Below are 25,118 nucleotides of genomic sequence, written 5' to 3' on the forward strand. Positions count from 1 at the left end.
TACGTGTCCCCGGACTACTCCCCGGTGAACTGCGGCGGACGCTTCTCGAACGTCGCCGCGATGCCCTCGGTCAGGTCCTTGGACGGCAGGAACGCAGCGTTCCACGCGGCCACATACCGCAGGCTCTCCGAGACCGCCGCGATGCGCTGCTGGTCGAGGACGTCCTTGATGCCGTGGACGGTCAGCGGGGGATTGGCGGCGATCTCCGCGGCGGTCGCGTGGGCGGCGGCCAGCGTGGCCTCGGCGTCGGCGTACACGTCGTTGACCAGGCCGATCTTCTCGGCGCGGGCCGCGTCGATGTCCTTGCCGGTGAGCGCCAGCTCCCGCAGGTGGCCGTCGTTGAGGATCAACGGGAGGCGGGCCAGGCTGCCGACGTCGGCGACGATGGCGAGCTTCACCTCACGCACCGAGAACTTGGCGTCGGCGCTGGCGTAGCGGATGTCCACCGCCGAGATCAGGTCGACGCCACCGCCGATGCACCAGCCGTGCACCGCGGCGATGGTGGGGGTCCGGCAGTCGGCGACCGCGCTGATCGCGCCCTGCATGCGCTTGACCTCGCGGTGGAAGACGGCGCGCGGGCCGGCCAGCGCGTCGCCGGACAGCAGCGGGGTGAACGACCCGCCCATCGCCGGCACGTCCAGGCCGTAGCTGAAGTTCCTGCCCGAACCGGTCAGCACGATGGCGCGCACCTCGGGGTCGGCGTCCAGCTCACCGAACAGCTCGGGCAGCTCGGACCAGAAGGCCGGCCCCATCGCGTTGCCCTTGCCCGGCCCGATCAGCGTCACCTGGGCGACGTGGTCTTTCTTCTCCACGGTGACGGATTCATATGCTTGCGCCATATCGAGACCGTAGCGTGGCGAATATGGCTCCTGACTTGCGACCCGGTCCGCATTCCCCGCCGACCGACGAGCTGCACAGCGCCGAGGACACCCTGGGGGTGCTGCAGCGGGTGCTGCACACCCTGGCCGACGACGACCTGTCGTGTCGGACGCCCTGCGCGGATTTCGACGTGGCGCAGCTGACCGGGCACCTGCTCAATTCGATCAAGGCCCTCGGGGGCATGGTGGGCGCGGAAATCCCCGAACCCGCCGAAGGCGATTCCGTGGAACGACAGGTGGTCGCCGCGGCGCGGCCGGCGTTGGATGCCTTGCACCGCCACGGCCTGGGCGGATCGGTGCCGTTCGGCAAGGGTGAGATGCCCGCCAAGAGCGCGTGCGCCGTCCTGTCGATCGAATTCCTGGTGCACGCCTGGGATTACGCGACCGCGACGAAGCGCGAGGTCGACGCCCCCGAGCCGCTGTCCGAATATGTGCTGGGGTTGGCCCGCCGCATCATCCGCCCGGAGCTGCGAGGTGGCGCCGGGTTCGACGACCCGGTGGACGCGCCCGCCGACGCCGGCGCGCTCGAGCAGTTGGTCGCGTTCACCGGCCGCAACCCGGCGCGATAGTCCGCTCTTCGGCTTTCGCCCCGTCGAGTGTGAAGCCTGGGCTTTGGGTGTGAAGCCACGGCGGGTCCGCTCGACGGCTCTCTCGCCGCGGCGCTAGACCCGCTCGAGGTAGAAGTAGTAGTACTTGCCGTTGTCGCGGACGCCCTTGCCGTTCATGATGCCCATCACGGCGTTGTCGTCGATCTTCTTGAAGTGATCGTGCACCGGCTGGCCGTCGTAGACCATCGTGGCGGTGACCTCCCCGCGGAAGTCCTCCAGCCACAGGCTGGCCTCGCCCTTGCCCATTTCCACGTTGGAGAACTTGTTGCCGTCGGCGTCCAGGCAGACCAGCGGCTGCACGTCGCTGACGGATTTGAACGTCTTGCCGAACCACCCGGCCTTTTCCAGCTGGCCGTTCATCTTGTGGCCGGTCTGGAACTCGCCGCCCTTCCACTCGCCGAGCATTTCCTCGATCGCCGCGGGCGATAGCTCTGCCCAGAATTCGTCGAGCTCGGAATCCGCGATGTCGCCGCTGCGCTCTTTGAACTCGGTGAACTTCTTGCGGGCGAGGTCCACGGACGACTCCTTACGGTTCGGTGCGGGCAATCCAGTCGCAGGCAAAACGCAGCAGGGCGTCGTTTTCCTCCGGCGCACCAATGGTGACACGGATGCCCTCGGACGCGAACGGCCGCACCACCAGGCGCGCGTTGGCGGCCTGCTCGGTGAAATCCATGGTGCGCGACCCGAGCGGTAGCCAGACGAAGTTCGACTGCGACGGCGGCAGGTCGAACCCGGCGTCGCGCAGGGTGTCGCTCACACGGGTGCGCTCGGCGACCAGCGCGTCGGTGCGGGCCATCAACTCGTCGGAGGCCTCCAGCGACGCGATGGCGGCCGCCTGCCCGACGTTGGTCACCGCGAACGGCATGACGACCTTGTCCAGCGCGGTGATCAGGTCGGGTTGGGCGATGGCGTAACCGACCCGCAGGCCCGCCAAGCCGTACGCCTTCGAAAAGGTCCGCAGCACAACGACATTGCTGTGGGTGAGGGCCAGCTCCAGGCTGTTGGGCAGCATGCCGTCGCGGACGTACTCGACGTAGGCCTCGTCGATGGCGATCAGGATGTGCGACGGCACCGCGTCCACGAAACGCGCCAGGTCGTCCGGGTCGACGACCGTGGACGTCGGGTTGTTGGGGTTGCAGACGAAAATCAGCCGCGTGCGGTCGGTGATCGCCGCGAGCATCGCGTCGAGGTCATGGGTGTGGTCGGTCAACGGCACCCGGACGGTCGTCGCGCCGGACACCTGGATGATGGGCAGGTAGCACTCGAAGCTGCGCCAGCCGATCATCACCTCGTCGCCGGCCGCGGCGGTGATCTGAACGAGCTGCTGGCACAACGTGACCGAACCGCTGCCGACCGCGATGTGCTCGGGGGCGACGTCGGAACCCAGGTGCATGGCCAGCGCCGCCTTGAGGTCCACGCTGGCGTTGTCCGGGTAGCGGTTGACGACGGCGATGGCCCGCTCGATCGCCGCATGCACACTGGGCAGCGGGCCGTAAACCGTCTCGTTGCTGGCCAGCTTGATCGAACCCGGGACGTTCTTGCCGGGCACATACACTGGCAGTCCGGCCAGTTCGGAGCGCAGACGGGCGGTCACTTCGACAGTTTATGTCTCAACTGTGTACAGTATGGCCGGTTCCGCGAGACCGGAAAGGGGTCGGTACCCTCAGAAAGTCCAAAGGGAGGCGTGCCAGAGCGGCCGAATGGGGCTCACTGCTAATGAGTTGTCCCCCTCAAAGGGGACCGGAGGTTCAAATCCTCTCGCCTCCGCTGGGTCCTTGAACGGAACACGGAACGACAACTGAAGAACAAGCGCCCGTAGCTCAACGGATAGAGCATCTGACTACGGATCAGAAGGTTAGGGGTTCGAATCCCTTCGGGCGCGCTCAGTCATTTCGTGCGCAAACGTGTTACAGGCAGCAGGGTCTGCGCGTAATATCAGCGGCCTCGGGCATCAGTTCAGTTCCGTGCGAACATCGGGGTTGCGCTATGTCCCGTGTCACCAAAATCCTCGCCGCCCTGGTAATCGCGTCCAGCGCCTTGCTGACGTCGGCTTGCGGTTGCAGTACAAGCGCAGCAGGTGTCACCACTTGCACTTTGTTGTAAGCGGCCGAATTCTGTTGTGCCCTCGGGTTTGACGGAACCTGGGGACACCCACCCTGGCAGGACCGGCCGCTAGCGTCCCCCGAACGGCCCACCGAATGGCCCGCGACGGGGCGGCTCGGTCACCGTTTGGGTGACGGTGCTGGTCTCGGTGCTCGGCGTCACGGTGACCGTGCTGGGTGAGACCGTCGTCGTGGGGGTATCGGTGCTCGGCGGCGGGACGGTCTCGGTGACGGTCTCGGTCGGCCCGCCACCACCGCCTCCGCCGTGGTGCCGCGGCGGCTCCGTTGTCGTCGTGGTCACCGGCGCGGTGGTGGACGGTGTCGGCGTCGTGGTCGTTGCCGGGCTGGGCGCCGGCGAAGGGCTGGCGAGCTTGACCGCCGCGAAGACGATCGCGCCCAGCAGTAGCGCGCCGATGGCGCCTGCCGCGACCAGCACGGCCGGGCGCCGGTACCAGGGCGTCGGGGGCCCGGGCGGCGGGGGTTCGGGCGGTGCGGGCACGGCGTCGTAATAGCCGCCGCCGTACCGCGCGGCCGCGGTGGGTTCGGAGTAGTAATCCGGTTCCTCGGGATGGGGCGGCACGAGACGAATGCTAGCGGGTCAGGCCGGGCTGTCGATGAGGCGCAGCGCCCGCTCGAACAGGTGCACGGTGGCGGCGTGCAATTGGTCGCCGACCTCCTTTTCCGCCTTTCCCGCGCAGGCCCGGGCCAGCGTCCCCTCGATCACGATCCCGAGCTTGAAGCAGGCCAGCACCGTGTACCAGGTGATGTGTGACAGGTCGCGGGTGGTGTTGGCGGCGTAGCGCTGGAAAAGCTCGTCGGTGCTGGCCAGCCCGTCCTGCCCGCCCAGGGCGTGGCTGAACACGGCCGAACCGTCGGGCTGGCGCCAGGTGGCCAGCAGCCAGCCCAGGTCCAGCAGCGGATCGCCGATCGTGCACATCTCCCAGTCGACGATCGCGACCACCTCCGGGCCCGTGCGCGAGAACATCACGTTGGCCGCGTGGTAGTCGCCGTGCATGATGCCCGGCGTCCAGTGCGCCGGCCGGTGACGGTCCAGCCAGGCCGACACCTCCTCGATGCCGGGGATCTGCGGGCCGGGATATCCCTCGTAGTCGTTGTAGGACTCGAGCTCGGAAAGCCAGCGCGGCACCTGGCGCTCCAAAAAGCCCTCCGGCTTGCCGAAGTCGGCGAGCCCGACGGCGACATGGTCGACGGCGCCGAGCTTGGCCAACGCGTCGGCCATCGACAGCCCCATGCCGTGTCGCACCTTGGCATCGCCGGCATGCAATGGCGGCAGGCCCTCGCCGGCGTTGAATCCGTCGACCGGATCCATCAGGTAGAAGACCGCGTCGCCCAGCACGGCGGGGTCCTCGCAGACGGCTATCAGGTGCGGATGGGGAACATCGGAACCGGCCAGTGCCGCAAGGACTTTCGTCTCCCGCAGGATCACGCTGTTGCTACGCGGCCGCAGGTGGCGTGGCCCGCGCCGCAGCACGTAGGGCCGGCCGGCCCTGTTGAATCGCAGCATGACGTTCTGCGTTCCGCCGGTGACGTTGGAGACGTCTTCCAGCGGGCCCTCGCCGAGCCCCTGCCCGGACATCCATTCCGCTACGGCTTGAAGATTCACGTGGTCCACTGCTCAGCCCTTCGGGTGTGGCGTGTATCGGACCGTCTGCGCAGCGATCATGCCGTCACGGAACACGAAGGTGTCGACACCGTCGTCGACCCGGCTGGCGGCCGAATCGGCGGCCCATTCCAGGAACAGCACATCGCCGTCGAAGAGCTGGGTTTTCAAGTCCCAGTTGGCATCCGGCAGATCGGCGAGCAGGTGCGCGAACACCTGGCGGATGGCGTCCTTGCCACGCGCGACGCCGGCGGGGCTGATCAGCACGGAGTCCTCCGCGTAGTCGGCGAGGATTTCGTCAAGGTCGCCCGCGGCCAGCGCCGTGCCGTGGTGGGCGAACACTTCCTGCGGCGTACGCGACGGGGTGGGCGTCATGGCACTCCCTTGCAACCTGTGGACCGTCTGGGAAAAAGCCTAGGGCAGGGGCGACGCGCGGCATCCGGTGGCGGCGACTGGAAGAATAGTGTGCATAACTTACTTTCTGGGGAAGGGAACTGGCGATGCCGCGGACCGACAACGATTCCTGGGAGATCACCCAAAGCGTCGGCGCCACCGCGCTCGGTGTCGCCGCAGCGCGCGCCGCGGAGACCGAGAGCGAGAACCCGCTGATCAACGACCCATTCGCCCGGGTGTTCGTCGACGCCGCGGGCGAGGGGATGTGGAGCATCTATGCCGACCCGGCGCTGTTGGCCAAAGCGGCCGACATCGAGCCCGATCTGCGGGCTCGGCTGCAGCTGATGGTCGATTTCATGGCCACCCGGACGGCGTTCTTCGACGAGTTCTTCCTGGGCGCGGCCGACGCCGGCGTTCGCCAGGTGGTGATCCTGGCGGCCGGACTGGACGCGCGCAGCTGGCGGCTCCCGTGGCCGGACGGGACGGTCGTCTACGAGCTCGACCAGCCCAAGGTGCTGGAATTCAAATCCGACACGCTGCGCGAGCACGGGGCGCAGCCGACCGCGCGGCTGGTCAACGTCCCGATCGACCTGCGGCAGGACTGGCCGAAAGCATTGCAGGACGCGGGGTTTGACGCTTCCCGCCCGGCGGTCTGGTCGGCCGAAGGGCTCGTTCGCTACCTGCCGGCACAGGCCCAGGACTTGCTGTTCGAGCGGATAGATTCGTTGAGCGCCGAAGGCAGCTGGCTGGCCTCCAACGTGCCCGATTCGGGTTTCACGGACCCCGACCGTGTGCAGCGCCAGCGCGAGGACATGCGCCGCATGCGGGCCGCCGCCGCCGAACTGGTCAACGCCGAGATCACGGACTTCGACGACCTCTGGTATCCGGAGGAGCGCACGCCCGTCGACGGCTGGCTGCGGGGCCGCGGCTGGGACGTCGCGACCGCGACGTTCGCGGAGTTGATGGCCCGGTACGGCCGCCGGATCCCGCAGGGCGCGGAGGATTCGATGCCGCCCACCCTCTACGTGTCGGCGCAGCGGCGAGCGGGCTGATCGGACGCTGAGATCGAAAGTGCCGCTGCTGATTAGCGGCTCGTCGCACGCCATTTCGGGTGGAAATGCCGCGGGTCGGGCTGAATCCTCGAATTAGCTGAGCTAATCCGGAAGGCAGGGCTCCCCGGGCCCCGGCGGCGCGAGGGGCCGGTTCCCGCGCCGACTACCTCTGACGTGCCGGGATGTGCCGACAAGCGCTGCCGCATAACCCATTGCATGTTTAGACGTAAGTCGAATGGGTAACTTCACGTCCACGAGAAACTTCTTCTCGACCACAATGGAGGTCACGATGCGTGGCAGCGGGATCATCGGAACGGTTGCTTTGGTGTGGTTGCTGATCGGAGCCTTCGCGGCGTGGCAACGGGATTACTTCAAAAACGACCAGACGACATGCGCCTCCGCGGGCACGGTTGCGGTGACGGTGATCGCCGGACCCTTGAATTACTTTGGCGTCAATCCGAAAGTCACGGATTGTCATCTGCCGCAACCAAGTTCAATGCAATCGGTCAGCCTCTAACCCTCACCCGAAGGAAGTCGAAATGGTTATCTTAGGAATTGTCCTGCTTGTTCTCGGGTATTTCTTCCACGTACCCGTGCTGACCACGCTGGGAATCGTGCTGCTGGTCATCGGCGCGATCCTCTGGATTTTGGGCTCGATCGGCCGCCCGGTCGCCGGTCGGCGCTACTGGTATTAACCGCTTCGGCCGAACACCGCGATCGCGCGACTGCCCGGGCAGTCGCGCGTTTCGTTTCACAGCGCGCGCATAGGTTGGTCATAGGCTCGGCTCAGTCGGTAGCGGATACTGGGTGTTGTGACCCAACCCCGAGCCTCTGTAGAGCGGGTTGTCATGTGTCGTGCAGACGGCAACCCCATCAACGTGCTGGTCGTAGACGACGAACCCGTCCTGGCCGAAATGGTGTCGATGGCGCTGCGGTACGAGGGCTGGAACATCTCCACCGCCGGGGACGGGGAATCGGCCATCGCGGCCGCCCGCAACCAGCGTCCCGACGTGGTTGTGCTCGACGTGATGCTGCCCGACATGAGCGGCCTCGACGTCCTGCACAAGCTGCGCGGGGAGATCCCGCAGCTGCCGGTGCTGCTGTTGACGGCCAAGGACGCGGTGGAAGATCGCATCGCGGGGCTGACGGCCGGCGGCGACGACTACGTCACCAAGCCGTTCAGCATCGAAGAGGTCGTGCTGCGCCTGCGGGCGCTGTTGCGGCGCACCGGGGTGACGACCGTGGACAGCGGCGCGCAGCTGGTGGTCGGGGACTTGGTGCTCGACGAGGACAGCCACGAGGTCACCCGCGCCGGTGAGCCAATCTCGTTGACCTCGACCGAATTTGAGCTGCTGCGCTTCATGATGCGCAACTCCAAGCGGGTGCTGAGCAAGGCCCAAATCCTGGACAGGGTATGGAGTTACGACTTCGGCGGCCGGTCCAACATCGTCGAGCTCTACATTTCCTACCTGCGCAAGAAGATCGACAACGGTCGCGATCCGATGATCCACACGCTGCGCGGCGCGGGTTATGTCCTCAAGCCGGCCCGTTGACCCGCGGAGGGTCTGGTCCCTCCGGCTGCGGCTGCTGGTCGGGCAGATCGTCGTCTTGGCGATCGTGTGCGTCGGCATCACCGCGGTGACCGAACTGGCGCTGAACCACCACCTGGTGAAGCAGCTCGACGGCCAACTCGCCGGGACCTCGTTCCGCTCGGCGCTGATGTACCCCGAACCGAACCACCCCGGATGGCACCACCACCAGCATTCCTACTATCCGAGGCCGGGCCCCGGCCCCCGCTTCCTGGATGCCCCGGGTCAGCCGGCGGGCATGGTGGCGGCTGTGGTCAGCCACGGCAAGACGGTCGACGCCGGCTACCTGACCAGCAGCGGCACCCGGGATGACCTGACCCCGGCCGCCCAGACCCAACTGGAACAGATCGCCGGCAGCCGCGCGCCGGTCACGCTGAACCTGGACGGCCTTGGCCTCTACCGCGTCGTCGCGGCCCCGAGCCGCAACGGCAGCGACATCATCGTCACCGGCCTGTCGATGTCCAACATCGACGCCACCCTGATCCGGATGCTCGTCATCTTCGGGATCGTCACCGCGGTCGCGCTGGCGGCCGCGACGATCGCCGGGGTGGTGATCATCAGGCGGGCACTGGCACCGCTGCGCCGCGTCGCGCAAACCGCGGGCCAGGTCGCCGACCTGCCGCTGTCGCGCGGCGAGGTCGAACTGCCTGTGCGCGTACGCGAATCGGACGCAAACCCCTCCACCGAAGTGGGACAACTCGGTGCCTCGCTCAACCGGATGCTCGACCACATCGCGGAAGCGCTTTCGGCGCGGCAGGCCAGCGAGACTCGCGTTCGTCAGTTCGTCGCCGACGCCAGTCATGAACTGCGCACACCCCTTGCCGCGATCCGGGGCTATACCGAACTGACGCAACGGATGGGTGACGACCGCGAGGCCGTGGCGCAAGCGATGAGCCGGGTGGCGTCCGAGACCGAGCGGATGACGCGCCTGGTGGAGGACCTGCTGCTGCTGGCCCGCCTGGATTCCGGCCGGCCGCTGGAACGCGAATCGGTCGATCTGTCGCGGTTGGCGGTGGATGCGGTCAACGACGCTCACGTCGCGGGACCGGATCATCAGTGGGAACTCGACCTGCCCGAAGAACCGGTGCTCGTCACCGGTGACGCGGCGCGGCTCCACCAGGTGCTGACGAATCTGCTTGCCAATGCCCGTGTACACACCGGCGCCGGCACCGTGGTGACGACGCGCTTGAGCACCGAACCGTCGCACACCGTGCTGCAGGTCATCGACAACGGACCCGGCATTCCGGTGGCGCTGCAATCGGAGGTCTTCGAACGGTTCGCCCGCGGCGACTCCTCGCGCTCGCGCAAGGGCGGCAGTACCGGGCTTGGGCTGGCGATCGTCTCGGCCGTGGTGAGGGCGCACAACGGGACGATCGCGGTCGACAGCTCACCGGGCCGCACCGAGTTCACGGTGCGGTTGCCACCCAACGGATGGCAACCGCCCGCATCGGCCTAGCTGTTACAGGTCACATTGATTTCGAACGGCTTGTTCACCGGCTGCATGGGATTGGCCATGTCCACCCCGGTGGCGGTGCCGCTGATCTTGTAGCTGTTGCCGTCCTTGCTGGCGGTGGCATTGCCCTGCCCGGTGCCCGAGGTGTAGCCGAGCGTCACGCCGTTGACATTGCCCAGCCCAACGGATTTCACCTGTGGGGGGTTGCCGTCGCTGAGCACGGCGGCGATGCCGGTCGCTGCGCCACCGATCGCGATGTTGATGGTGCCGCCCGCATTTGTGCACACGACCGAACCGGTGACGTTCTGGTCCTTGCCGTCGATGGTGACCTTCGTACCGGCGGCACCGCCGGTGCTTGCCGACGCGCTGGTACCCGAGCTACTTGCGGAACTGCTCGCGCTCGTTCCCGACTTGTTACCACCCGAACAGCCGGAAATAGCCGCGGCAAGAATTGCCGCTCCAGCCACCGCGACCGTCAATTGACGCTTCACCTGTTCTCCTTTGCCCGATAGTTGCGGACCTCGGCATCGAGGGCCGTCTGGGCAGTATGCGGGTTAACTGGGCCGAGAATCCAGAACCCGGAGAAATTGTTGCGGTATACATTATTTGGTCGGTGAAACGCCTTTCGCGGACCGTTGCATCAATGGCAAGGTGTAGGTGGTGGATCACAAGCCTCCCAGTCCTGTCATCGAGTCCGCCCACCGCGAACAGGTCCTGCCACTCCAGGACGTCGCCGATTTCCGCGATGCGGACCGCGGATTCATTGCGGCCTTGTCGCCGTGCGTGATTCGGGCGGCCGACGGTCGAGTCGTCTGGGACAACGATGCCTACGCGTTCCTGGACGGCCCCGCCCCGACGTCGGTCCATCCCAGCCTGTGGCGGCAGTCGACGCTGACCGCCAAACAGGGCCTCTACGAAGTGGTTCCGGGTATTTACCAAGTCCGCGGTCTCGACATCTCCAACGTGACGTTCGTGGAGACCGACAGCGGCATCATCGTCATCGATCCGTTGACCTCCACCGAGGTGGCCGCGGCGGCGCTGGCGCTGTATCGCGAACATCGAGGCGGCGACCGGCCCGTCGTCGCGGTGATCTACACCCACAGCCACGCCGATCACTTCGGCGGCGTACTGGGCGTCACCTCGCAGGCCGACGTCGACGCCGGCACGGTAGCAGTGCTGGCGCCGGAAGGCTTCATCGAGCACGCGGTCTCCGAAAACGTCTACGCCGGACCGGCCATGACGCGACGGGCGTCCTACATGTACGGCACCCTGCTGCCGCGCGGGCCCATGGATCAGGTCGGCTGCGGGCTCGGCCAGGCGCCCTCCACCGGCGAGGTCGCCGTCATCGTCCCCACCATCGACATCCGCACCACCGGTGAAAAGCACACGATCGACGGGGTGGAGATCGAGTTCCAGCTGGCGCCCGGCACCGAGGCGCCCGCCGAAATGCATTTCTATTTCCCGCGTTTCCGGGCCCTGTGCATGGCCGAGAACGCCACCCACAATCTGCACAACCTGCTGACCCTGCGGGGCGCGCTGGTGCGCGACCCACACGCCTGGTCCGGATACCTCACCGAAGCGATCGACACGTTCGCCGACCGCGCCGACGTCGTATTCGCCTCCCACCATTGGCCGACATGGGGCAAAGACAGCATCGTCGAGTTCCTGTCGACGCAGCGCGACTTGTATGCCTATTTGCACGACCAGACGCTGCGGTTGCTGAACCAGGGTTACACCGGCATCGAGATCGCCGAAATGTTCCAGATGCCACCGGCACTCGAGCAGGCCTGGCACACGCACGGCTACTACGGCTCCGTGAGCCACAACGTCAAGGCGATCTATCAGCGCTACATGGGGTGGTTCGACGGCAATCCGGCCAGGCTGTGGCCGCACCCTCCCGAGGCGCTCGCGCCCCGCTATGTCGAGGCGATGGGCGGCGTCGACCGGGTCGTCGACCTTGCGCGTCAGGCGTTCGACTCGGGTGACTATCGTTGGGCCGCGACGCTATTGGACCACGCGATCTTCACCGACAGCGAGCATGCCGGCGCGCGCGCCCTGTACGCCGACGCGCTCGAGCAGCTCGCCTACGGCGCCGAAAACGCGACCTGGCGCAACTTCTTCCTGAGCGGGGCAACGGAGTTGCGCGACGGCAACTTCGGCACCGCAACTACCACCGCTTCAGCGCCCATGATGTCCCAGCTGACACCCGAGCAGATCTTCGACGGCCTGGCGATCCGGGTCAACGGCCCGCGCGGCTGGGATCTCGACATCGCCATCGACGTCACCTTGGGCGACTCGGCAGTCACCCATCGGCTCACCCTGCGCAACGGCGTGCTCGTGCACCGCAAGGCGGCGCCCGACCCCGCGACGGCGTCCGTCACGGTCAAGCTGGTCAACAAGATTCGGCTGCTGGCCGTGGCGGCGGGCGACTTCACCTCGCCCGGCCTGGAGCTATCCGGTGACCGGGGTGCGCTGCAGGCCTTGCTGGATGTGCTCGACGGGCCGGTCCCGGATTTCAACATCGTCACACCGTGACAGCGCATCACCCGACGTCGATCACGACCTTGCCCAGCACCTTTCGGTCGGCGACATGCCGCAACGCGGCGGCGGTCTCGGACAGGGGGAATCGCGCGCCGATGTACGGCCGGACCGTACCGGCGGCGAACATCCGCGATAACTCCGCCATGTCGCGGACGGCATCGTCGGGGTAATCGCTCAGGAAGGTGCGGATCTCCAAGCCCCGCACGCAGATGTCTTTGAGCAGAATGAGATTGAGCGGAATGGCCGGGATCGTGCCCGCCGCATACCCCAGTGTGACAAAGGTGCCGCCACGCGCGAGGCCGCGCAGCGCCGGTTCCGAATACGGTCCGCCGACCGGGTCCAGGACGACTCGGGCGCTGTCGCCGGTGAGTTCGCGGATCCGCGACTTCAGGTCCTCCCGGTCGTAGTCGACGGTCGCCTCGGCGCCGCGTTGCCGGCACAGCTCCAGCTTTTCCGGACTCGACGCCGCGGCCAGCACCCGTGCCTTCATCGCCACCGCCAGATCGACGGCGGCCACGCCCACGCCGCCCGCGGCACCGAGCACGACGACCCAATCTCCCTGCGTGACAGCGGCGGTCGAGCGCAGGGCGTGATAGGCGGTGCGGTAGGTGACACCGAAGGCCGCGGCGGACGCGAAGTCGGCGTCGTCGGGCACGGGCTCAGCCTGGCTCGCGTCGAGCAGCGCCTGCTCGGCGAAGGCTCCGAAGGTGGTTCCGGATACGCGCTGTCCCGGACGGAACGGCGCACCCTCTCCGGCGGCGATGACTTCGCCGGCGATCTCATTGCCGGGGATGAACGGCGGTGGGATCTTCACCTGGTACTTGCCGGCGATGAACAGCACGTCGGGGAAGTTGACCGCGGCCGCGCGCACCCGCACCAGCAGCTGGCCGGGCCCCGGAACGGGGTCGGCGACCTCGTCGATCACCAGGTCCTCAGGTGTGCCGTAGGAACGACAGATCACCGCGCGCATCAATTGGCCCCCAGTCCACGTAAACAGAACCGCACCACGTGTGCGATGTCGTCGGGCCCCGGCTCGTCGGCCGAGCCCACATAGCGGCGCAGGGTCGCCGCCGTGCAGCTGAACACCGCCTCGACGTCGCGTTCGACGTCGCTACTACCCAGCGCCGCAACGGGTTCGACGAGCAGCTCGCGAAGCGGGCGCATCATCTCCTGGTCGGCCGCGCGCCAACTCGTGCCGGCCGACATCTGCCCGGCCGCCGCGCGGGTCATGCTGATCAGATGCGGGTCGGCCACCTGCGCGAGCGTTCCCTCGATCCATCGCGCAACCTTGTCGTGCGGCCTGAACTCCTTGGCCATCTGGTGTTCGAGGTAGGACACGACGATGGCCACCCCGCGTTCCATGACGGCCAGGATGAGATCGTCTTTGCCGGCGAAGTAGCGGTAGAACGCCTTGTTCGACGAACCCGCCTCGGCGACGATGTCGCTCACCCGGGGCGGCTCGGGCGCCACGCGTTCCATCACGCGCACCGCCGCGGCCAGGATGCGCTCCACCTCCTCGGTGGCTTCCCGCTGACGGTCATCCAGCGCCCGCTCTACCGCCGCGGTCACCCGGTTAGAGGTCAACGAGGTCACCGTATTTGGCGCGGGCGGCCGCACGCCGCACGTCGAGCATCTCGCTGGGCCAGTCACCTTCTTCGGCCTCATACCCCTTGAGCAGCATCCGCGCCAGGTTGACCTTGTGCGCCTCGGTCGGCCCGTCCGCCAGGCCCAGCGCGATGCCGCCCAGCAACACGTTGACCAGCGGCAGCTGGTCGGTGAGCCCGAGCGCGCCGTGCACCTGGATGGCCCGCAGGGCAATCGATTTGAGTACCTGGGAGGCCAGAATCTTGCAGGCGGCGATCTCCGCGCGGGCGGCGCGCTCGTCGCCCTGGTCGATCAGCCAGGCGGCGTGCAACACGGTCAGCCGGAACGGGATCAGCTCGGTGTAGGAATCGGCGACGAACTCCTGCACCAGTTGCTTGTCAGCCAGCAGACTGCCTTGGGTGAAGCGGCTTTTCGCGCGCCGCGACATGATCTCGACGGCACGCTGCGCCATCCCGATGGACCGCATCGCGTGATGCAGTCTCCCCCCGGCCAGCCGGGTCTGCAGTATCAAAAAGCCCTGGCCTGGTTCGCCCAGCAGGGCGTCGGCGGGCACACGCACGTCGTTGTAGTGCACCAGGGAATGCCCGGGCTCGTGCGGATCCGCGCCGACCAGGTGGTGGTTGGCTTCCAGGACCAGCCCGTCGGTCCCGGCCGGGATCAGGAACGTCGAGGCGCCGGTATGGACCGGTACGTCGGGATCGGTGATCGCGACGACGATGAAGAAGGAGGCGACAGAGGCGTTGGAGGAGAAGTACTTTCGGCCGGTGATCACCCAGTCGTCTCCATCGCGGACCGCGCGGGTGGTGAACACCCGCGGGTCGGCGCCGCCTTGAGGTTCGGTCATCGAGAAGCAGGAAAAGATCTCCCCGGAGAGCAGCCCCGCCAGGTAGCGGTCCTTTTGCTCCTGGGTGCCGAAGCGAGCGATGATCTCGGCGTTGCCGGTGTCGGGCGCTTGCGTTCCGAACACGATCGGCGCCCACGGGCTGCGGCCCAGGATCTCGTTGATCAGCGTCAGCTTGACCGCGCCGAAGCCCTGCCCGCCGAGCTCGGGGCCCAGATGCGGCGCCCACAAACCCTTGTCGCGCACCTGCTGTTTGAGCGGGTCGACGATTTTTCGCCGCTCGTCGTTCAGCGGGAGGAATTCGCAGCCTCCGAATAGCACCTCCAGCGGTTCCACTTCGTCACGGACGAAGCCGCGGATCCACTCCAGCTTCTCCTCGAACTCCGGCTCGGTAGAAAAGTCCCAAGACATCGAATGCTCCTACTCGGTCATTGGTGGCGACCCACTGCGCCCGGCCTCGCCGCGCTTGTGATCGCCACGTGTTAAGGAATGCCGCCGTCGGCGCGCAATATCGATCCGGTGGTAAAGCTCGAGGCGTCGGAGGCGAGAAACAGCGCGGCACCGACGATTTCACGCGGGTCGCCGGCGCGCTCCAAGGCGAGATGCCGGAAGGGCTTCTCGGGCGCCTGGTCGAGATTCCACGCCTTGCTCACGTCGGTGAGAAACGGCCCGGCCATCAGCGTGTTGACGCGCACCGCCGGACCGAAACCCTTCGCCAACGCTTCGGTCATGGCATTGAGCCCGGCCTTGGACGCGGCGTAGGGGATGATGTCCGGCGTCGGGCGCAGCGATCCGGCCGTGCTCACGTTGATGATCGACCCCCGCCCCGCCGCCACCATGCGCTCACCCACCAACGCCGACAAGCGGAAGGGGCCCTTGAGATTCAGGTTGACCACGGCGTCGAACAGCTTCTCGGTCACGTCGGTGAGCTTGTCGTAGAGCGGCGACATGCCCGCGTTGTTGATCAGCGTGTCGACCTTGCCGAACCGCTCGTACGTCGCGTCGACGAGGCCGTCGAGTTGATCCCAGCGGCCCACGTGCACCTGATACGCCATGGCGGAACGGCCGGTCTCGGCCTCAATCGCCTCGGCGGTCGAGACGCAGTTGTCCATGTTGCGGCTGGCGATCACCACGTCCGCGCCGCAGCGGGCCGCTCCGAACGCCATCTCACGTCCCAGCCCGCGGCTGCCGCCGGTGATCAGGACGACCCGGTCGGTCAGATCGAAAAGCTGTTCGGCATAACCCATTTCAGTAGTCCCTAGGTCGTCGTCAGCGATCGTGCGAGGTCGGCCGCCGTGGCGATGAGCGCAAGGATCATCGGCCCGAAGGCCTCGGTGATCTTCGGGTCGACCCCTCCTTGTTGGGGTCCGGTGCGCACGCCGGCTGCGTACGTCTTCTCTAGCACGATGCCGAGCTTCCAGTTGGCCAGCACCAGGTAGTAGTCGATGTTCTCGGTCGACAACCCGCTCACGGTTTCGTAGTGCTCCAACAGTTCACTGCGCGAGGGCATGCCGCGCATGTCGAGATAAAACCCGTCCTCGCGCGGCTTTTCACCGTCATAACCCAGCAGGCACCACGCCAGGTCGAGCAGCGGGTCGCCGACGGTCGTCATCTCCCAGTCCACGATCGCGGCCAAGCGCGCCGGCTCCCCGTGGGCGAACATCACGTTGGCGAACTGATAGTCGCCGTGCATGATGCCCGCCCGGTAATGCGCCGGGCGGTTGCGGCGCAACCAGTCCGAGGCCTCGTCGAGGCCCGGCAGCTCGCGCACCTGGTAGGCGTCGAGAAACGCCAGCCAGCGATCGACCTGCCGCTCGTGGAAGCCGTCGGGGCGGCCGAAGCCCTCGAGTCCTTGGGCGCGCCAGTCGACCCGGCCCAGCCTGGCGGCGCCCTCGACCAGTTGGAACGCCAGGCCGCGCCGGGCGGCGAGATCGGTGTCGAACGGCGCGGGCCAGCCGCCGTCCATCGGGCTCCACCCGTCGATCGCTTGCATGACGTAGAACGGCATGCCGAGCACGGTGCCGGTGTCGTCGGCGGCGATCAGCGCCGCGTGCGGCACGTCGGTACCGGACAAGGCCCGCACCAGCCGGATCTCGCGCAGCAGGCCGTCGATGCGTGCGGCGTCGGCCCGGGCGCCGGGCATCCGCAGCACCATCCGCTGCCCGCCGCGCTCCATCAGGTAAAGGGTGTTCTGCGAGCCGCCCTTCAACTGCGTCAGCTGCGGCCGTTCACCGCCCCCCGGCGCGTCGTGCACGTCCAGCCAACGGGCGAGGACGTCCGCATCCAGCCCCGGTTCAGTCACGTGCTCAGCCATCCTGCACACCCCAATCTCCATACGGAGAATAGCATTCTCCCGGGTGGTGGCAAGGGTTGAAGGCTCAGCCCGGCTTGTGGGCGCTCAGCAGGAACCCGGGCGCCATGAAGTGGCCTTCGTCGTCGTGTTCGAGATGCGCCAGCGAGTTGTCCGAAGACTCGTCCTTGCCGTAGACCTTGGCCACGCGAACGTCATCGACCTGCCACAGCGTCGAAATGGCGTCGTGCAACTCGGTTTCGGTGAAGCCCGGCGGGCCCGGCCGGTCCGGGTGAGCCTGGTCCAGCGCCCCGGCGGCGAAGGCCAGGATGTACAGCGCGGCCCCGGGCGCCGCGGCCCGAAAGATGGACTGCACGTAATCCTGGCGCCGTTCCGGCGGCAGCGCGTGGAACAGTCCGCTATCCAGGATGGTGGAGAAGCGGCCGTCATAGCCGCGAAAAGTGGTGACGTCGGCCTGCGCGAAGCTCGCGGTGCTCAGACCTCGCTCGGCCGCCGCGGCGGCCGCCGCCTGGACCGCGGTCGCGCTCGCGTCGAGGCCGACGACGGTGTAGCCGCGCGCCGCGAGTGCCAGCGCGAGCGCGGCATGGCCGCAGCCGGAGTCGAGCACCTCGCTGCGCACCTTGCCCTGATCGATGAGGCGCGCCAGCTCCGGCTGAGGTCGGCCGATGCTCCACGGCGGCGGCGCCGCTTGCCGGTAGGCGGCGTCCCAATCCCTCTCCGGCTGCGTCATCGAGAATCCTCCTCGGCATCGGGCGACGCACGGCTACCAGAGCCGCCAGTGCGATTGTGCACGCCCTGAGCGACGCGCACGAAGCGATGAGAGACTTCGGACCGGCCCCACTTAAAGACAGGAAGAAATATGCAAGTGCTTCTGGTCCGGCACGCGCTGCCGCTGCGCAGCGAACACGGCCAAGGTTCCGATCCGGACCTGTCGGAGGAAGGGTTGGCCCAAATCGAGCGACTACCCAAGGCGCTCGCCAGGTTTCCCATCGCGCGGGTGGTGAGCAGCCCGCAGCGCCGCGCCATCCAGACCGCCGAACCGGTCGCGGCGGTCCGGGGGCTGCCCGTCGAGATCGACGACCGCTTCGCCGAGTACGACCGCGACCTTCCGGTGTACATCCCCGTCGAGCAGATCCGCGCGGAGATGCCCGAGGAGTGGGCGCGCTTGGCCCAGGGGCATTTGCCCAGCGCGGTCGACGAGGACGCGTTTCGTGCGCGGGTGCGCGCCGCGGTCGACGGCCTCGTCGCGAGCGCCGACCCCGAGGACACCGTCGCCGTGTTCAGCCACGGCGGGGTGATCAACGTGCTGCTGCACGAGATCCTCGGGACGGCGCGACTGCTGTCCTTTCCCGTCGACTACGCGTCGGTCACGCGGCTGTTGTTCTCCCGGTCCGGGCAGGCGACGGTGGCCTCGGTCAACACCACCGAGCACGTCTGGGATCTGTTGCCGCGAAACCAGCGGCTGCTCGACGACGACGAGGGCCGTGGGACGGCCTGATCGGGACGCGGGCAAATCGCAGGTGGTGAACCGGGTCGCGGCCGGCGATGGTAGACAAGTTCGGTGACTTCAGCTGACCAACTCGAGGGGCTGGACCTGGCCTCGCTGGACTCCTACCTGCGTTCACTCGGGATCGGGCGCGACGGCGAGTTGCGTGCGGAGTTCATTTCCGGTGGTCGCTCCAACCTGACGTTCCGCGTGTACGACGACGCCACCAGCTGGCTGGTGCGGCGGCCGCCACTGCACGGATTGACGCCCTCGGCGCACGACATGGCCCGCGAGTACCGGGTGGTTGCCGCGCTGCAGGACACACCGGTTCCCGTGGCGCGCACGATCGGCCTGTGCGAAGACGATTCGGTGCTCGGCGCCCCTTTCCAGATCGTCGAATTCGTCGCCGGCCAGGTGGTGCGCCGCCGCGCCCAACTCGAATCGTTCAGCCACACCGTCATCGGCGGCTGCGTCGACTCGCTGATTCGGGTGCTCGTCGACCTCCACAACGTCGATCCCGACGCCGTCGGGCTGGCCGACTTCGGTAAGCCCAGCGGGTATCTGGAGCGTCAGGTGCGGCGGTGGGGCTCGCAGTGGGCGCTCGTGCGGTTGCCCGAGGACCGTCGCGACGCGGATGTGGAGCGGCTGCATTCCGGTCTGGGCGAGGCGATTCCGCAGCAGAGTCGCACGTCGATCGTGCACGGCGACTACCGGATCGACAACACCATCCTGGACGCCGAGGACCCGACAAAGGTTCGGGCCGTGGTGGACTGGGAACTTTCGACCCTGGGCGATCCGCTGTCGGACGCGGCGCTGATGTGCGTGTACCGCGATCCCGCGCTGGACCTGATCGTTAACGCGCAGGCCGCGTGGACGTCACCGCTGCTGCCGACGGCCGACGAGCTGGCCGACCGCTATTCGCTGGTGGCCGGATTACCGCTGACGCACTGGGAGTTCTACATGGCGCTGGCGTATTTCAAACTCGCGATCATCGCCGCGGGCATCGACTTCCGCCGCCGGATGTCGGATCAGGCTCGTGGCATGGGCGACGCCGCCGAGCACACCCCCGAGGTGGTGGCGCCGCTGATCTCCCGCGGTCTGGCCGAACTGGCCAAGCTGCCCGGCTAGCGCGCGTTGGGCGCGTGGTGCTTTTTCGCCGCGCGGCGCAGCTGCAAGATCCGTGCGGTTCCGACCGCCACCGTGATCAGCCCGCCGACGACAGCGGCCAGCAAGATCGCCACACCCAGGGGCAGGGTCCAGTGCCAGCCCAAGAACCGAAAGTCCGTGGGCAACGTGTTCTGGGTGATGAAGATCAGCAACAGAATCAGGATCACGAAGCCGGCGAACAGCGACGACCACAGCGCACCGGCGCGAGTGAACCCGATAGCGGGTTCCTTGGTGGATGCGCCGGTCTTGTCCCCGTGGGTGGGCTTGGGGGACGGCTGTCCGGGCGACGCAGGGGTGTGGCTGCTCATAGTGTCATCTTTGCCCGCTTCGGCCCAGAATGAAACCGAATCGGACAACCGATCCTCGCAGGCCAGCGTCTGCCCGGTTCGGGCGTTAGGGTCGGCGGTATGACGCTAGTGCCGCGCCTGCACGGGGTGATCGTGCGCGCGGCGGTGCTGGTGACGACGATGTGCGTTGTCGCCGGATGCAGCAATTCCGACCCACTGGGTGCGCAGGTCCAGAGCCCCACGTCCATCGTCGTCGGCTCCGGGGACTTTCCGGAATCGCAGATCATCGCCGAGATCTATGCACAAGCCTTGCAGGCCAACGGGTTTGACATCGGAAGGCGCATGGGGATCGGCAGCCGGGAGACGTATATCCCTGCGCTCAAGGACCATTCCATTGATCTGGTGCCCGAATACATCGGTAACTTGCTGCTCTATTTCGCGCCGCACTCGGAGGCGACCACGCTCGATGCCGTCAAGCTGGAGCTCTACCGGCGCCTCCCGGGCGACCTGTCGATTTTGACGCCCGCACCCGCGACGGACACGGACACCGTCAGCGTGACCACTCAGACGGCGAACGCGTGGAACCTGAAGACTATCGCCGACTTGGCCGCACATTCGGCCGAGGTGAGATTCGGGGCGCCGTCGGCGTTCGCGACCAGGCCGGCCGGGCTGCCGGGGCTGCGGCAAAAGTACGGGCTCGACATCAGGCCGGGTAACTTCGTCGCCATCGACGATGGCGGCGGCGCGGTCACCGTGCGCGCCCTGGTCGACGGAAGGGTGAACGCCGCCAACGTATTCACCACGTCACCGGCGATACCGCAGGACCGCCTCGTGGCGCTCGAAGACCCGGAGAACAATTTCCTGGCGGGAAACATTGTGCCGCTGGTCAATTCGCAAAAGAAGTCCGACTTGCTCAGGGACGTGCTGGACGCGGTGTCGGCGAAGCTGACCACCTCCGGCGTTGCCGGGCTCAACGCCGCGGTGTCGGGAAACTCGGGTATCGATCCCGACGAGGCAGCCCGAAACTGGATACGGGACAACGGCTTCAACCACCCGATCGGAGGATGACGTGATCACCTTCGAAGGGGTCAGCAAGGTCTTCGACGACGGAACCACTGCGGTGGACCGCCTCAACCTGGCCGTGCCCAGTGGGAAGCTGACCGTGTTCGTCGGGTCCTCCGGCAGCGGCAAGACCACGGCCCTGCGCATGATCAACCGGATGATCGAACCGACGTCGGGCACCATCGCGATCGACGGCGTCGACGTCGCCACCCGAGACCCGGTGAAACTCCGCCTCGGAATCGGCTACGTCATCCAGCACGCGGGGCTGATGCCCCACCAGCGGGTGATCGACAATGTGGCAACGGTTCCGGTGTTGCGGGGGCAGTCGCGCCGCGCCGCCCGCAAAGCCGCCTACGAGGTGCTCGAGCGCGTCGGGCTGGACGTCAAGCTCGCCCGCCGCTACCCCGCGCAGCTCTCCGGCGGTGAACAGCAACGGGTCGGCGTGGCGCGTGCCCTGGCCGCCGATCCCCCGATCTTGCTGATGGACGAGCCGTTCTCCGCCGTGGACCCGGTGGTCCGTCACGAGCTGCAGAACGAAATACTGCGGCTGCAAGCCGAATTGCACAAGACGATCGTGTTCGTCACGCACGACATCGACGAGGCGCTGCGGCTCGGCGAACGGGTGGCGGTGTTCAAGGATGGAGCGTTACAGCAGTACGACGAGCCGGCTCGGCTGCTGTCGCGACCGGCCAACGACTTCGTGTCGAGGTTCATCGGTCTGGGGCGAGGCTACCGTTGGCTGCAACGCCTCGACGCGGCCGGGCTGCCGCTGCACGATGTTTCGCGGATCACGACGGAAACGCTGTCCGGCGCAGGGCTTTCCGACGGCTGGGCGGTGGTGGTCGACGACGGCGGGGCGCCGCTGGGCTGGATCGATGCCGACGGCGCGCGTCGGCACCGCGACGGCACACCGTTGTCGGAGTGCATGAGCGGGGCGGGATCGCTGTTTCGGCCGCGGGGCAATCTCAGCCAGGCGCTCGACGCCGCGCTGTCGTCGCCGTCGGGTGTCGGCATCGCCGTCGACGACGGCGGCAAGGTGATCGGCGGGGTCCTGGCCGCCGACGTGCTCGCCGCGGTGGAATCCCAACGGGGGAGCCGATAATGCATTATCTGCTTACCCATCTCGACGACGCCTGGTGGCTGACGATCGTGCACCTGCGGCTGTCGTTGGTACCGGTGGTGATCGGGTTGGCGATCGCGCTGCCGCTGGGACTGGCAGTGCAGCGCACGCGCATCGCCCGCGGGCTGACGACGGCGGTCGCCAGCGTCGTGTTCACCATCCCGTCGCTGGCGCTGTTCGTGGTGTTGCCGACGATCATCGGCACGCGCATCCTCGATGAGGCGAACGTGATCGTCGCATTGACGGCCTACACCGCCGCGCTGCTGGTGCGGGCGGTGCTCGAGGCGCTGGACGCGGTCCCCGCCCAGACACGCGACGCCGCCACCGCGGTCGGCTACCCACCGATCACGCGGATCGTGAAAGTCGATCTGCCACTTGCGGTTCCGGTGCTCATCGCCGGGATGCGGGTCGTCGTGGTGACCAACATCGCGATGGTCTCGGTCGGCTCGGTCATCGGCATCGGCGGGCTGGGCAGCTGGTTCACCCAGGGTTATCAAACCGGCAAGAGCGATCAGATCCTGGCCGGCATCATCGCGTTGTTCGCGCTGGCCGTCGTCATCGATGTGCTCATCGTGTTTGCCGGCCGGCTGGCCACGCCGTGGGTCCGTGCCGTACGTGCCACCGGCCGCCGCTCGGTCGCCGCGCCCGTCGTGGGTGGCGCGCGATGAACTTCGTCGACCGGGCGATCTCCTACGTGTTGACCGTCGACAACTGGACCGGACCGGTCGGGCTCGCGGCCCGCATCCTCGAGCATCTCGAATACACCGCCATCGCGGTGGGCGCCTCGGCGCTGATCGCCGTTCCCGTCGGGCTTGTCATCGGGCACACCGGCCGCGGCACCCTGTTGGTGGTGGGCGCCGTCAACGGGCTGCGCTCCCTGCCGACGCTGGGCGTCCTGCTGTTCGGGACGCTGCTGTTCGGCCTGGGCCTGGGACCGTCGCTGGTGGCCCTGATGCTGTTGGGTGTGCCCGCGTTGTTGGCCGGCACGTATGCGGGGATCGCCAACGTCGACCCCACGGTCGTCGACGCCGCCCGGGCGATGGGCATGACCGAGGCCCAGGTGCTGCTGCGCGTCGAGGTGCCCAATGCGCTGCCGTTGCTGCTGGGCGGATTGCGCAACGCGACGCTGCAGGTGGTCGCCACCGCGACGGTGGCCGCGTACGCGAGCCTCGGCGGGTTGGGGCGCTACCTGATCGACGGGATCAAGGAACGCGAGTTTCACCTTGCCCTGGTCGGGGCGCTGATGGTGGCCGCATTGGCGCTGGTGCTCGACGGACTGCTGGCGTTACTGGTGTGGGCTTCGGTGCCGGGCACCGGCCGGCTGCGACGCTCTTACCGAACACTTCCGCAGCGGTTCGCGGGTACGTCTTACGGTAGATGAGTGAACGCAGCCCCCTCCGAACCGTCTCGCCGCGTATGGCAGGCGATGCTCACCTGGCGCGCGCAGGACGTCTCCCGGATGGAATCGGTACGACTCCAGGTGTCCGGCAAGAGAATCAAGGCCAACGGCCGCATCGTTGCGGCCGCCACCGACGCCAACCCGGCGTTCGGCGCCTACTACGACCTGCAGACCGACGAAACCGGCGCCACCAAGCGGCTCGGGATGACCGTCACCCTGGCCGAGCGTGAGCGCGTCTTCTCCTTTGCCCGCGACGAAGAGAACATGTGGTTGGTCACCGACCATCAGGGCGAGCACCGCGCGGCCTACAACGGCGCCCTGGACGTCGACGTGGAGTTCAGCCCGTTCTTCAACGCGCTGCCGATCCGGCGGCTCGGCCTACACGAGCAGGCGGCGTCGGTCACGCTGCCCGTGGTGTACGTGAACATGCCGGAGATGTCCATCATCGCGGACACGGTGAGCTACAGCAGCACGGACAGTCGCGGCGAGATCAAGGTGCGCACCCCGATTGCCGACACCATGGTGAGCGTCGACGAAGAAGGATTCATCGTCGACTATCCAGGCTTGGCAGAGCGGATCTGATCACCCCGCCCGCGCGGCCCGCGGCGGCCAATTCCTGACGCCAGTTCTCCGCGCCGACGACGACGTGGAAGACGTCGCTGCGCGGGAAGTTGTCGTAACGCGTTCGAGCGGCGTGGCCCGCTTCGATGAGCTCGCCGACCGAGTGGTGGCGGGCCAGGGATTCGCGGGCGCGACTCAGCAGTTCGATGGCGCGGTCGGCCGTGGGCACCAGTTGGTCGGCGTTGCCCTCGCACATCGCCCGCACCAGATCCGGGGCGCTGGCCGCCACCCGGGTCCCGTCGCGGAATGACCCGGCGGCCAACGCGAACGCCAACGGGACGTCGCCGGCGACGACCGCCAGCGCCTCGGCGAGCAGGTGGGGCAGGTGCGAGATGGCGGCCGCGGCGGCGTCGTGTTCGTCGGAGCGGGCCGGCACCACCACCGCGCCGCAGTCCAGCGCCAACGTCATCACCATCGACCAGACCGTCGGGTCGACGTGATCGTCGACGCTCACCACCCACGGTGCCTCGGTGAACAACCCGGCGTAGCCGGCGGCCCAACCCGAATGCGCGGTGCCCGCCATCGGGTGGCCCCCGACGAAGCGTTCCTGTAGACCTGCCGCGGCGACCTCGTCGAGCACCGCCTTTTTGACGCTGGTGACGTCGGTCAACGGGCACGACGGGGCCGTGTCCTTGATGTGGGCGAGCATGCCCGCCATGGCCGGCATCGGCACGGCCAGCACGATCAGCGCGTCGGAGCCGGCGGCGCGGGTCAGCGTCGCGCTCAGGTCCGTGGTGGCGTCGAAGCCGTCGGCGGTCGCGGCCTGCGCGCCCTCCACGGAGCGGTTGTAGCCGAAGACTTCACGGCCCGCTGCCGTGGCGGCGCGCATGATCGAGCCACCGATCAGCCCCAGCCCGAGCACACACACCGGTGTCTTAGAAGTAGGGCTTGCCACATTCCAAGGTTGGCACATCCGCCCGGAAAGGTTGCTGTCAGATGTCGCGGCTACCAGGCTCCATCTGGTCAGGGGCCTGGTCAGGGA

Annotated in this window: 29 protein-coding genes and 2 tRNA genes; 16 read left to right on the top strand and 15 right to left on the bottom strand. The window is 67.5% G+C overall.

Going from position 1 to position 25,118, the window contains the following annotated elements:
- Window positions 1-14 precede the first annotated feature (14 nt).
- On the bottom strand, window positions 15-839 hold the full coding sequence (locus AC0KTM_RS26160) for a crotonase/enoyl-CoA hydratase family protein (protein ID WP_238955569.1): 825 nt from the start codon (window positions 837-839) through the stop codon (window positions 15-17).
- Window positions 840-862: 23 nt separating this feature from the next.
- On the opposite strand from AC0KTM_RS26160, the gene AC0KTM_RS26165 reads away from it, so the two are divergent.
- Complete coding sequence (locus tag AC0KTM_RS26165) at window positions 863-1,447, top strand: TIGR03086 family metal-binding protein (RefSeq protein ID WP_472417097.1); 585 nt, start codon at window positions 863-865, stop codon at window positions 1,445-1,447.
- A gap of 93 nt (window positions 1,448-1,540) precedes the next feature.
- Here AC0KTM_RS26165 and AC0KTM_RS26170 read toward each other — a convergent pair whose 3' ends face one another.
- Together AC0KTM_RS26170 and hisC are read right to left on the bottom strand one after the other, a co-directional pair.
- Window positions 1,541-2,002, bottom strand: a complete 462-nt coding sequence (locus AC0KTM_RS26170) for a DUF4334 domain-containing protein (protein ID WP_225326042.1) — start codon at window positions 2,000-2,002, stop codon at window positions 1,541-1,543.
- A gap of 10 nt (window positions 2,003-2,012) precedes the next feature.
- Window positions 2,013-3,080: a histidinol-phosphate transaminase gene (gene hisC, locus AC0KTM_RS26175; protein WP_238955571.1), complete on the bottom strand. Its 1,068-nt coding sequence runs from the start codon at window positions 3,078-3,080 to the stop codon at window positions 2,013-2,015.
- Between the two features lie 84 nt (window positions 3,081-3,164).
- Between hisC and AC0KTM_RS26180 the strand changes: the two genes are divergently transcribed.
- Together AC0KTM_RS26180 and AC0KTM_RS26185 are read left to right on the top strand one after the other, a co-directional pair.
- Window positions 3,165-3,253 (top strand) — tRNA-Ser (locus tag AC0KTM_RS26180).
- A gap of 42 nt (window positions 3,254-3,295) precedes the next feature.
- Window positions 3,296-3,368 (top strand) — tRNA-Arg (locus tag AC0KTM_RS26185).
- 290 nt (window positions 3,369-3,658) lie between these two features.
- Here the strand turns inward: AC0KTM_RS26185 and AC0KTM_RS26190 are convergent.
- From AC0KTM_RS26190 to AC0KTM_RS26200, 3 genes are read right to left on the bottom strand one after another with little or no spacing between them, the layout of a single operon-like run.
- Window positions 3,659-4,168, bottom strand: coding sequence for a hypothetical protein (locus tag AC0KTM_RS26190; RefSeq protein ID WP_225326044.1), 510 nt, complete (start codon window positions 4,166-4,168; stop codon window positions 3,659-3,661).
- 18 nt (window positions 4,169-4,186) lie between these two features.
- On the bottom strand, window positions 4,187-5,185 hold the full coding sequence (locus AC0KTM_RS26195) for a phosphotransferase family protein (RefSeq protein WP_238957251.1): 999 nt from the start codon (window positions 5,183-5,185) through the stop codon (window positions 4,187-4,189).
- A gap of 39 nt (window positions 5,186-5,224) precedes the next feature.
- Entirely contained in the window at window positions 5,225-5,584 is a 360-nt protein-coding gene (locus AC0KTM_RS26200) for a nuclear transport factor 2 family protein (RefSeq protein ID WP_238955572.1), read from the bottom strand.
- A 125-nt stretch (window positions 5,585-5,709) separates the two neighbouring features.
- On the opposite strand from AC0KTM_RS26200, the gene AC0KTM_RS26205 reads away from it, so the two are divergent.
- The 5 genes from AC0KTM_RS26205 to AC0KTM_RS26225 all read left to right on the top strand — a co-directional run bounded on the left by AC0KTM_RS26205 (window position 5,710) and on the right by AC0KTM_RS26225 (window position 9,699).
- Window positions 5,710-6,654: a class I SAM-dependent methyltransferase gene (locus AC0KTM_RS26205; RefSeq protein WP_472417099.1), complete on the top strand. Its 945-nt coding sequence runs from the start codon at window positions 5,710-5,712 to the stop codon at window positions 6,652-6,654.
- A 277-nt stretch (window positions 6,655-6,931) separates the two neighbouring features.
- On the top strand, window positions 6,932-7,171 hold the full coding sequence (locus tag AC0KTM_RS26210; RefSeq protein ID WP_225326306.1) for a hypothetical protein: 240 nt from the start codon (window positions 6,932-6,934) through the stop codon (window positions 7,169-7,171).
- A gap of 22 nt (window positions 7,172-7,193) precedes the next feature.
- Window positions 7,194-7,349 carry a DUF6131 family protein gene (locus AC0KTM_RS26215; RefSeq protein WP_008263106.1) on the top strand — a complete coding sequence of 52 codons (156 nt, stop codon included), beginning with the start codon at window positions 7,194-7,196 and terminating at the stop codon, window positions 7,347-7,349.
- 153 nt (window positions 7,350-7,502) lie between these two features.
- A complete protein-coding gene (gene tcrX, locus AC0KTM_RS26220) occupies window positions 7,503-8,207 on the top strand; it encodes a two-component system response regulator TcrX (protein WP_008263107.1) in 705 nt (234 codons plus the stop codon).
- A complete protein-coding gene (locus AC0KTM_RS26225; RefSeq protein ID WP_472417101.1) occupies window positions 8,185-9,699 on the top strand; it encodes a sensor histidine kinase in 1,515 nt (504 codons plus the stop codon). The genes tcrX and AC0KTM_RS26225 overlap by 23 nt, the downstream gene beginning before the upstream one ends.
- Here AC0KTM_RS26225 and AC0KTM_RS26230 read toward each other — a convergent pair.
- Window positions 9,696-10,187 (bottom strand): lipoprotein LpqH, encoded by a 492-nt coding sequence (locus AC0KTM_RS26230; protein ID WP_225326048.1) that lies wholly within the window; start codon window positions 10,185-10,187, stop codon window positions 9,696-9,698. The genes AC0KTM_RS26225 and AC0KTM_RS26230 overlap by 4 nt on opposite strands.
- A gap of 166 nt (window positions 10,188-10,353) precedes the next feature.
- Here AC0KTM_RS26230 and AC0KTM_RS26235 point away from each other — a divergent pair, with 166 nt between their 5' ends.
- Window positions 10,354-12,231 (top strand): alkyl/aryl-sulfatase, encoded by a 1,878-nt coding sequence (locus AC0KTM_RS26235; protein WP_472417103.1) that lies wholly within the window; start codon window positions 10,354-10,356, stop codon window positions 12,229-12,231.
- A 7-nt stretch (window positions 12,232-12,238) separates the two neighbouring features.
- Here the strand turns inward: AC0KTM_RS26235 and AC0KTM_RS26240 are convergent, their stop codons facing one another.
- The 6 genes from AC0KTM_RS26240 to AC0KTM_RS26265 all read right to left on the bottom strand — a co-directional run bounded on the left by AC0KTM_RS26240 (window position 12,239) and on the right by AC0KTM_RS26265 (window position 17,724).
- Window positions 12,239-13,207, bottom strand: coding sequence for an NADPH:quinone oxidoreductase family protein (locus AC0KTM_RS26240; RefSeq protein ID WP_472417105.1), 969 nt, complete (start codon window positions 13,205-13,207; stop codon window positions 12,239-12,241).
- The gene (locus AC0KTM_RS26245) at window positions 13,207-13,830 is read right to left on the bottom strand and encodes a TetR/AcrR family transcriptional regulator (RefSeq protein ID WP_472417107.1); all 624 of its coding nucleotides are present in this window, start codon (window positions 13,828-13,830) and stop codon (window positions 13,207-13,209) included. Before AC0KTM_RS26245 ends, AC0KTM_RS26240 begins: the two co-directional genes overlap by 1 nt.
- On the bottom strand, window positions 13,811-15,094 hold the full coding sequence (locus AC0KTM_RS26250) for an acyl-CoA dehydrogenase family protein (RefSeq protein WP_238955576.1): 1,284 nt from the start codon (window positions 15,092-15,094) through the stop codon (window positions 13,811-13,813). Before AC0KTM_RS26250 ends, AC0KTM_RS26245 begins: the two co-directional genes overlap by 20 nt.
- A gap of 71 nt (window positions 15,095-15,165) precedes the next feature.
- Window positions 15,166-15,930 carry an SDR family NAD(P)-dependent oxidoreductase gene (locus tag AC0KTM_RS26255; protein WP_238955577.1) on the bottom strand — a complete coding sequence of 255 codons (765 nt, stop codon included), beginning with the start codon at window positions 15,928-15,930 and terminating at the stop codon, window positions 15,166-15,168.
- Between the two features lie 11 nt (window positions 15,931-15,941).
- Window positions 15,942-16,997, bottom strand: coding sequence for a phosphotransferase family protein (locus AC0KTM_RS26260; RefSeq protein WP_238955578.1), 1,056 nt, complete (start codon window positions 16,995-16,997; stop codon window positions 15,942-15,944).
- 64 nt (window positions 16,998-17,061) lie between these two features.
- Window positions 17,062-17,724: a class I SAM-dependent methyltransferase gene (locus tag AC0KTM_RS26265; RefSeq protein ID WP_472417108.1), complete on the bottom strand. Its 663-nt coding sequence runs from the start codon at window positions 17,722-17,724 to the stop codon at window positions 17,062-17,064.
- 129 nt (window positions 17,725-17,853) lie between these two features.
- Here AC0KTM_RS26265 and AC0KTM_RS26270 point away from each other — a divergent pair, with 129 nt between their 5' ends.
- The gene (locus AC0KTM_RS26270; RefSeq protein ID WP_472417110.1) at window positions 17,854-18,492 is read left to right on the top strand and encodes a histidine phosphatase family protein; all 639 of its coding nucleotides are present in this window, start codon (window positions 17,854-17,856) and stop codon (window positions 18,490-18,492) included.
- A 63-nt stretch (window positions 18,493-18,555) separates the two neighbouring features.
- Window positions 18,556-19,608, top strand: coding sequence for a phosphotransferase family protein (locus AC0KTM_RS26275; protein ID WP_225326057.1), 1,053 nt, complete (start codon window positions 18,556-18,558; stop codon window positions 19,606-19,608).
- Here AC0KTM_RS26275 and AC0KTM_RS26280 read toward each other — a convergent pair.
- Entirely contained in the window at window positions 19,605-19,955 is a 351-nt protein-coding gene (locus AC0KTM_RS26280) for a LapA family protein (protein ID WP_225326058.1), read from the bottom strand. The two genes, AC0KTM_RS26275 and AC0KTM_RS26280, sit on opposite strands and share 4 nt — an antisense overlap.
- Window positions 19,956-20,054: 99 nt before the next feature.
- On the opposite strand from AC0KTM_RS26280, the gene AC0KTM_RS26285 reads away from it, so the two are divergent.
- From AC0KTM_RS26285 to AC0KTM_RS26305, 5 genes are read left to right on the top strand one after another with little or no spacing between them, the layout of a single operon-like run.
- Entirely contained in the window at window positions 20,055-21,002 is a 948-nt protein-coding gene (locus AC0KTM_RS26285; RefSeq protein WP_225326059.1) for an ABC transporter substrate-binding protein, read from the top strand.
- 1 nt (window position 21,003) lies between these two features.
- Window positions 21,004-22,098 (top strand): ABC transporter ATP-binding protein, encoded by a 1,095-nt coding sequence (locus AC0KTM_RS26290; RefSeq protein ID WP_472417112.1) that lies wholly within the window; start codon window positions 21,004-21,006, stop codon window positions 22,096-22,098.
- Entirely contained in the window at window positions 22,098-22,784 is a 687-nt protein-coding gene (locus tag AC0KTM_RS26295) for an ABC transporter permease (RefSeq protein ID WP_472417114.1), read from the top strand. The genes AC0KTM_RS26290 and AC0KTM_RS26295 overlap by 1 nt, the downstream gene beginning before the upstream one ends.
- Complete coding sequence (locus AC0KTM_RS26300) at window positions 22,781-23,497, top strand: ABC transporter permease (RefSeq protein WP_238955583.1); 717 nt, start codon at window positions 22,781-22,783, stop codon at window positions 23,495-23,497. The genes AC0KTM_RS26295 and AC0KTM_RS26300 overlap by 4 nt, the downstream gene beginning before the upstream one ends.
- Window positions 23,498-24,097 carry a putative glycolipid-binding domain-containing protein gene (locus AC0KTM_RS26305; protein WP_472417116.1) on the top strand — a complete coding sequence of 200 codons (600 nt, stop codon included), beginning with the start codon at window positions 23,498-23,500 and terminating at the stop codon, window positions 24,095-24,097.
- Here AC0KTM_RS26305 and AC0KTM_RS26310 read toward each other — a convergent pair.
- Window positions 24,060-25,004, bottom strand: a complete 945-nt coding sequence (locus AC0KTM_RS26310) for a prephenate dehydrogenase (protein WP_238957252.1) — start codon at window positions 25,002-25,004, stop codon at window positions 24,060-24,062. The genes AC0KTM_RS26305 and AC0KTM_RS26310 overlap by 38 nt on opposite strands.
- Between the last annotated feature and the right edge of the window lie 114 nt (window positions 25,005-25,118).

This window comes from Mycobacterium sp. NTMscope_Eco_3, assembly GCF_976985685.1.

Excerpts from the sequence above, each read along its gene's own strand:
- AC0KTM_RS26160 (WP_238955569.1), bottom strand. The coding sequence starts at position 839 with ATGGCGCAAGCATATGAATCCGTCACCGTGGAGAAGAAAGACCACGTC.
- AC0KTM_RS26165 (WP_472417097.1), top strand. The coding sequence starts at position 863 with ATGGCTCCTGACTTGCGACCCGGTCCGCATTCCCCGCCGACCGACGAG.
- AC0KTM_RS26195 (WP_238957251.1), bottom strand. The coding sequence starts at position 5,185 with ATGTCCGGGCAGGGGCTCGGCGAGGGCCCGCTGGAAGACGTCTCCAAC.
- AC0KTM_RS26200 (WP_238955572.1), bottom strand. The coding sequence starts at position 5,584 with ATGACGCCCACCCCGTCGCGTACGCCGCAGGAAGTGTTCGCCCACCAC.
- AC0KTM_RS26205 (WP_472417099.1), top strand. The coding sequence starts at position 5,710 with ATGCCGCGGACCGACAACGATTCCTGGGAGATCACCCAAAGCGTCGGC.
- AC0KTM_RS26210 (WP_225326306.1), top strand. The coding sequence starts at position 6,932 with ATGGAGGTCACGATGCGTGGCAGCGGGATCATCGGAACGGTTGCTTTG.
- AC0KTM_RS26215 (WP_008263106.1), top strand. The coding sequence starts at position 7,194 with ATGGTTATCTTAGGAATTGTCCTGCTTGTTCTCGGGTATTTCTTCCAC.
- tcrX (WP_008263107.1), top strand. The coding sequence starts at position 7,503 with ATGTGTCGTGCAGACGGCAACCCCATCAACGTGCTGGTCGTAGACGAC.
- AC0KTM_RS26225 (WP_472417101.1), top strand. The coding sequence starts at position 8,185 with ATGTCCTCAAGCCGGCCCGTTGACCCGCGGAGGGTCTGGTCCCTCCGG.
- AC0KTM_RS26240 (WP_472417105.1), bottom strand. The coding sequence starts at position 13,207 with ATGCGCGCGGTGATCTGTCGTTCCTACGGCACACCTGAGGACCTGGTG.
- AC0KTM_RS26250 (WP_238955576.1), bottom strand. The coding sequence starts at position 15,094 with ATGTCTTGGGACTTTTCTACCGAGCCGGAGTTCGAGGAGAAGCTGGAG.
- AC0KTM_RS26255 (WP_238955577.1), bottom strand. The coding sequence starts at position 15,930 with ATGGGTTATGCCGAACAGCTTTTCGATCTGACCGACCGGGTCGTCCTG.
- AC0KTM_RS26260 (WP_238955578.1), bottom strand. The coding sequence starts at position 16,997 with ATGGCTGAGCACGTGACTGAACCGGGGCTGGATGCGGACGTCCTCGCC.
- AC0KTM_RS26265 (WP_472417108.1), bottom strand. The coding sequence starts at position 17,724 with ATGACGCAGCCGGAGAGGGATTGGGACGCCGCCTACCGGCAAGCGGCG.
- AC0KTM_RS26270 (WP_472417110.1), top strand. The coding sequence starts at position 17,854 with ATGCAAGTGCTTCTGGTCCGGCACGCGCTGCCGCTGCGCAGCGAACAC.
- AC0KTM_RS26280 (WP_225326058.1), bottom strand. The coding sequence starts at position 19,955 with ATGAGCAGCCACACCCCTGCGTCGCCCGGACAGCCGTCCCCCAAGCCC.
- AC0KTM_RS26285 (WP_225326059.1), top strand. The coding sequence starts at position 20,055 with ATGACGCTAGTGCCGCGCCTGCACGGGGTGATCGTGCGCGCGGCGGTG.
- AC0KTM_RS26295 (WP_472417114.1), top strand. The coding sequence starts at position 22,098 with ATGCATTATCTGCTTACCCATCTCGACGACGCCTGGTGGCTGACGATC.
- AC0KTM_RS26300 (WP_238955583.1), top strand. The coding sequence starts at position 22,781 with ATGAACTTCGTCGACCGGGCGATCTCCTACGTGTTGACCGTCGACAAC.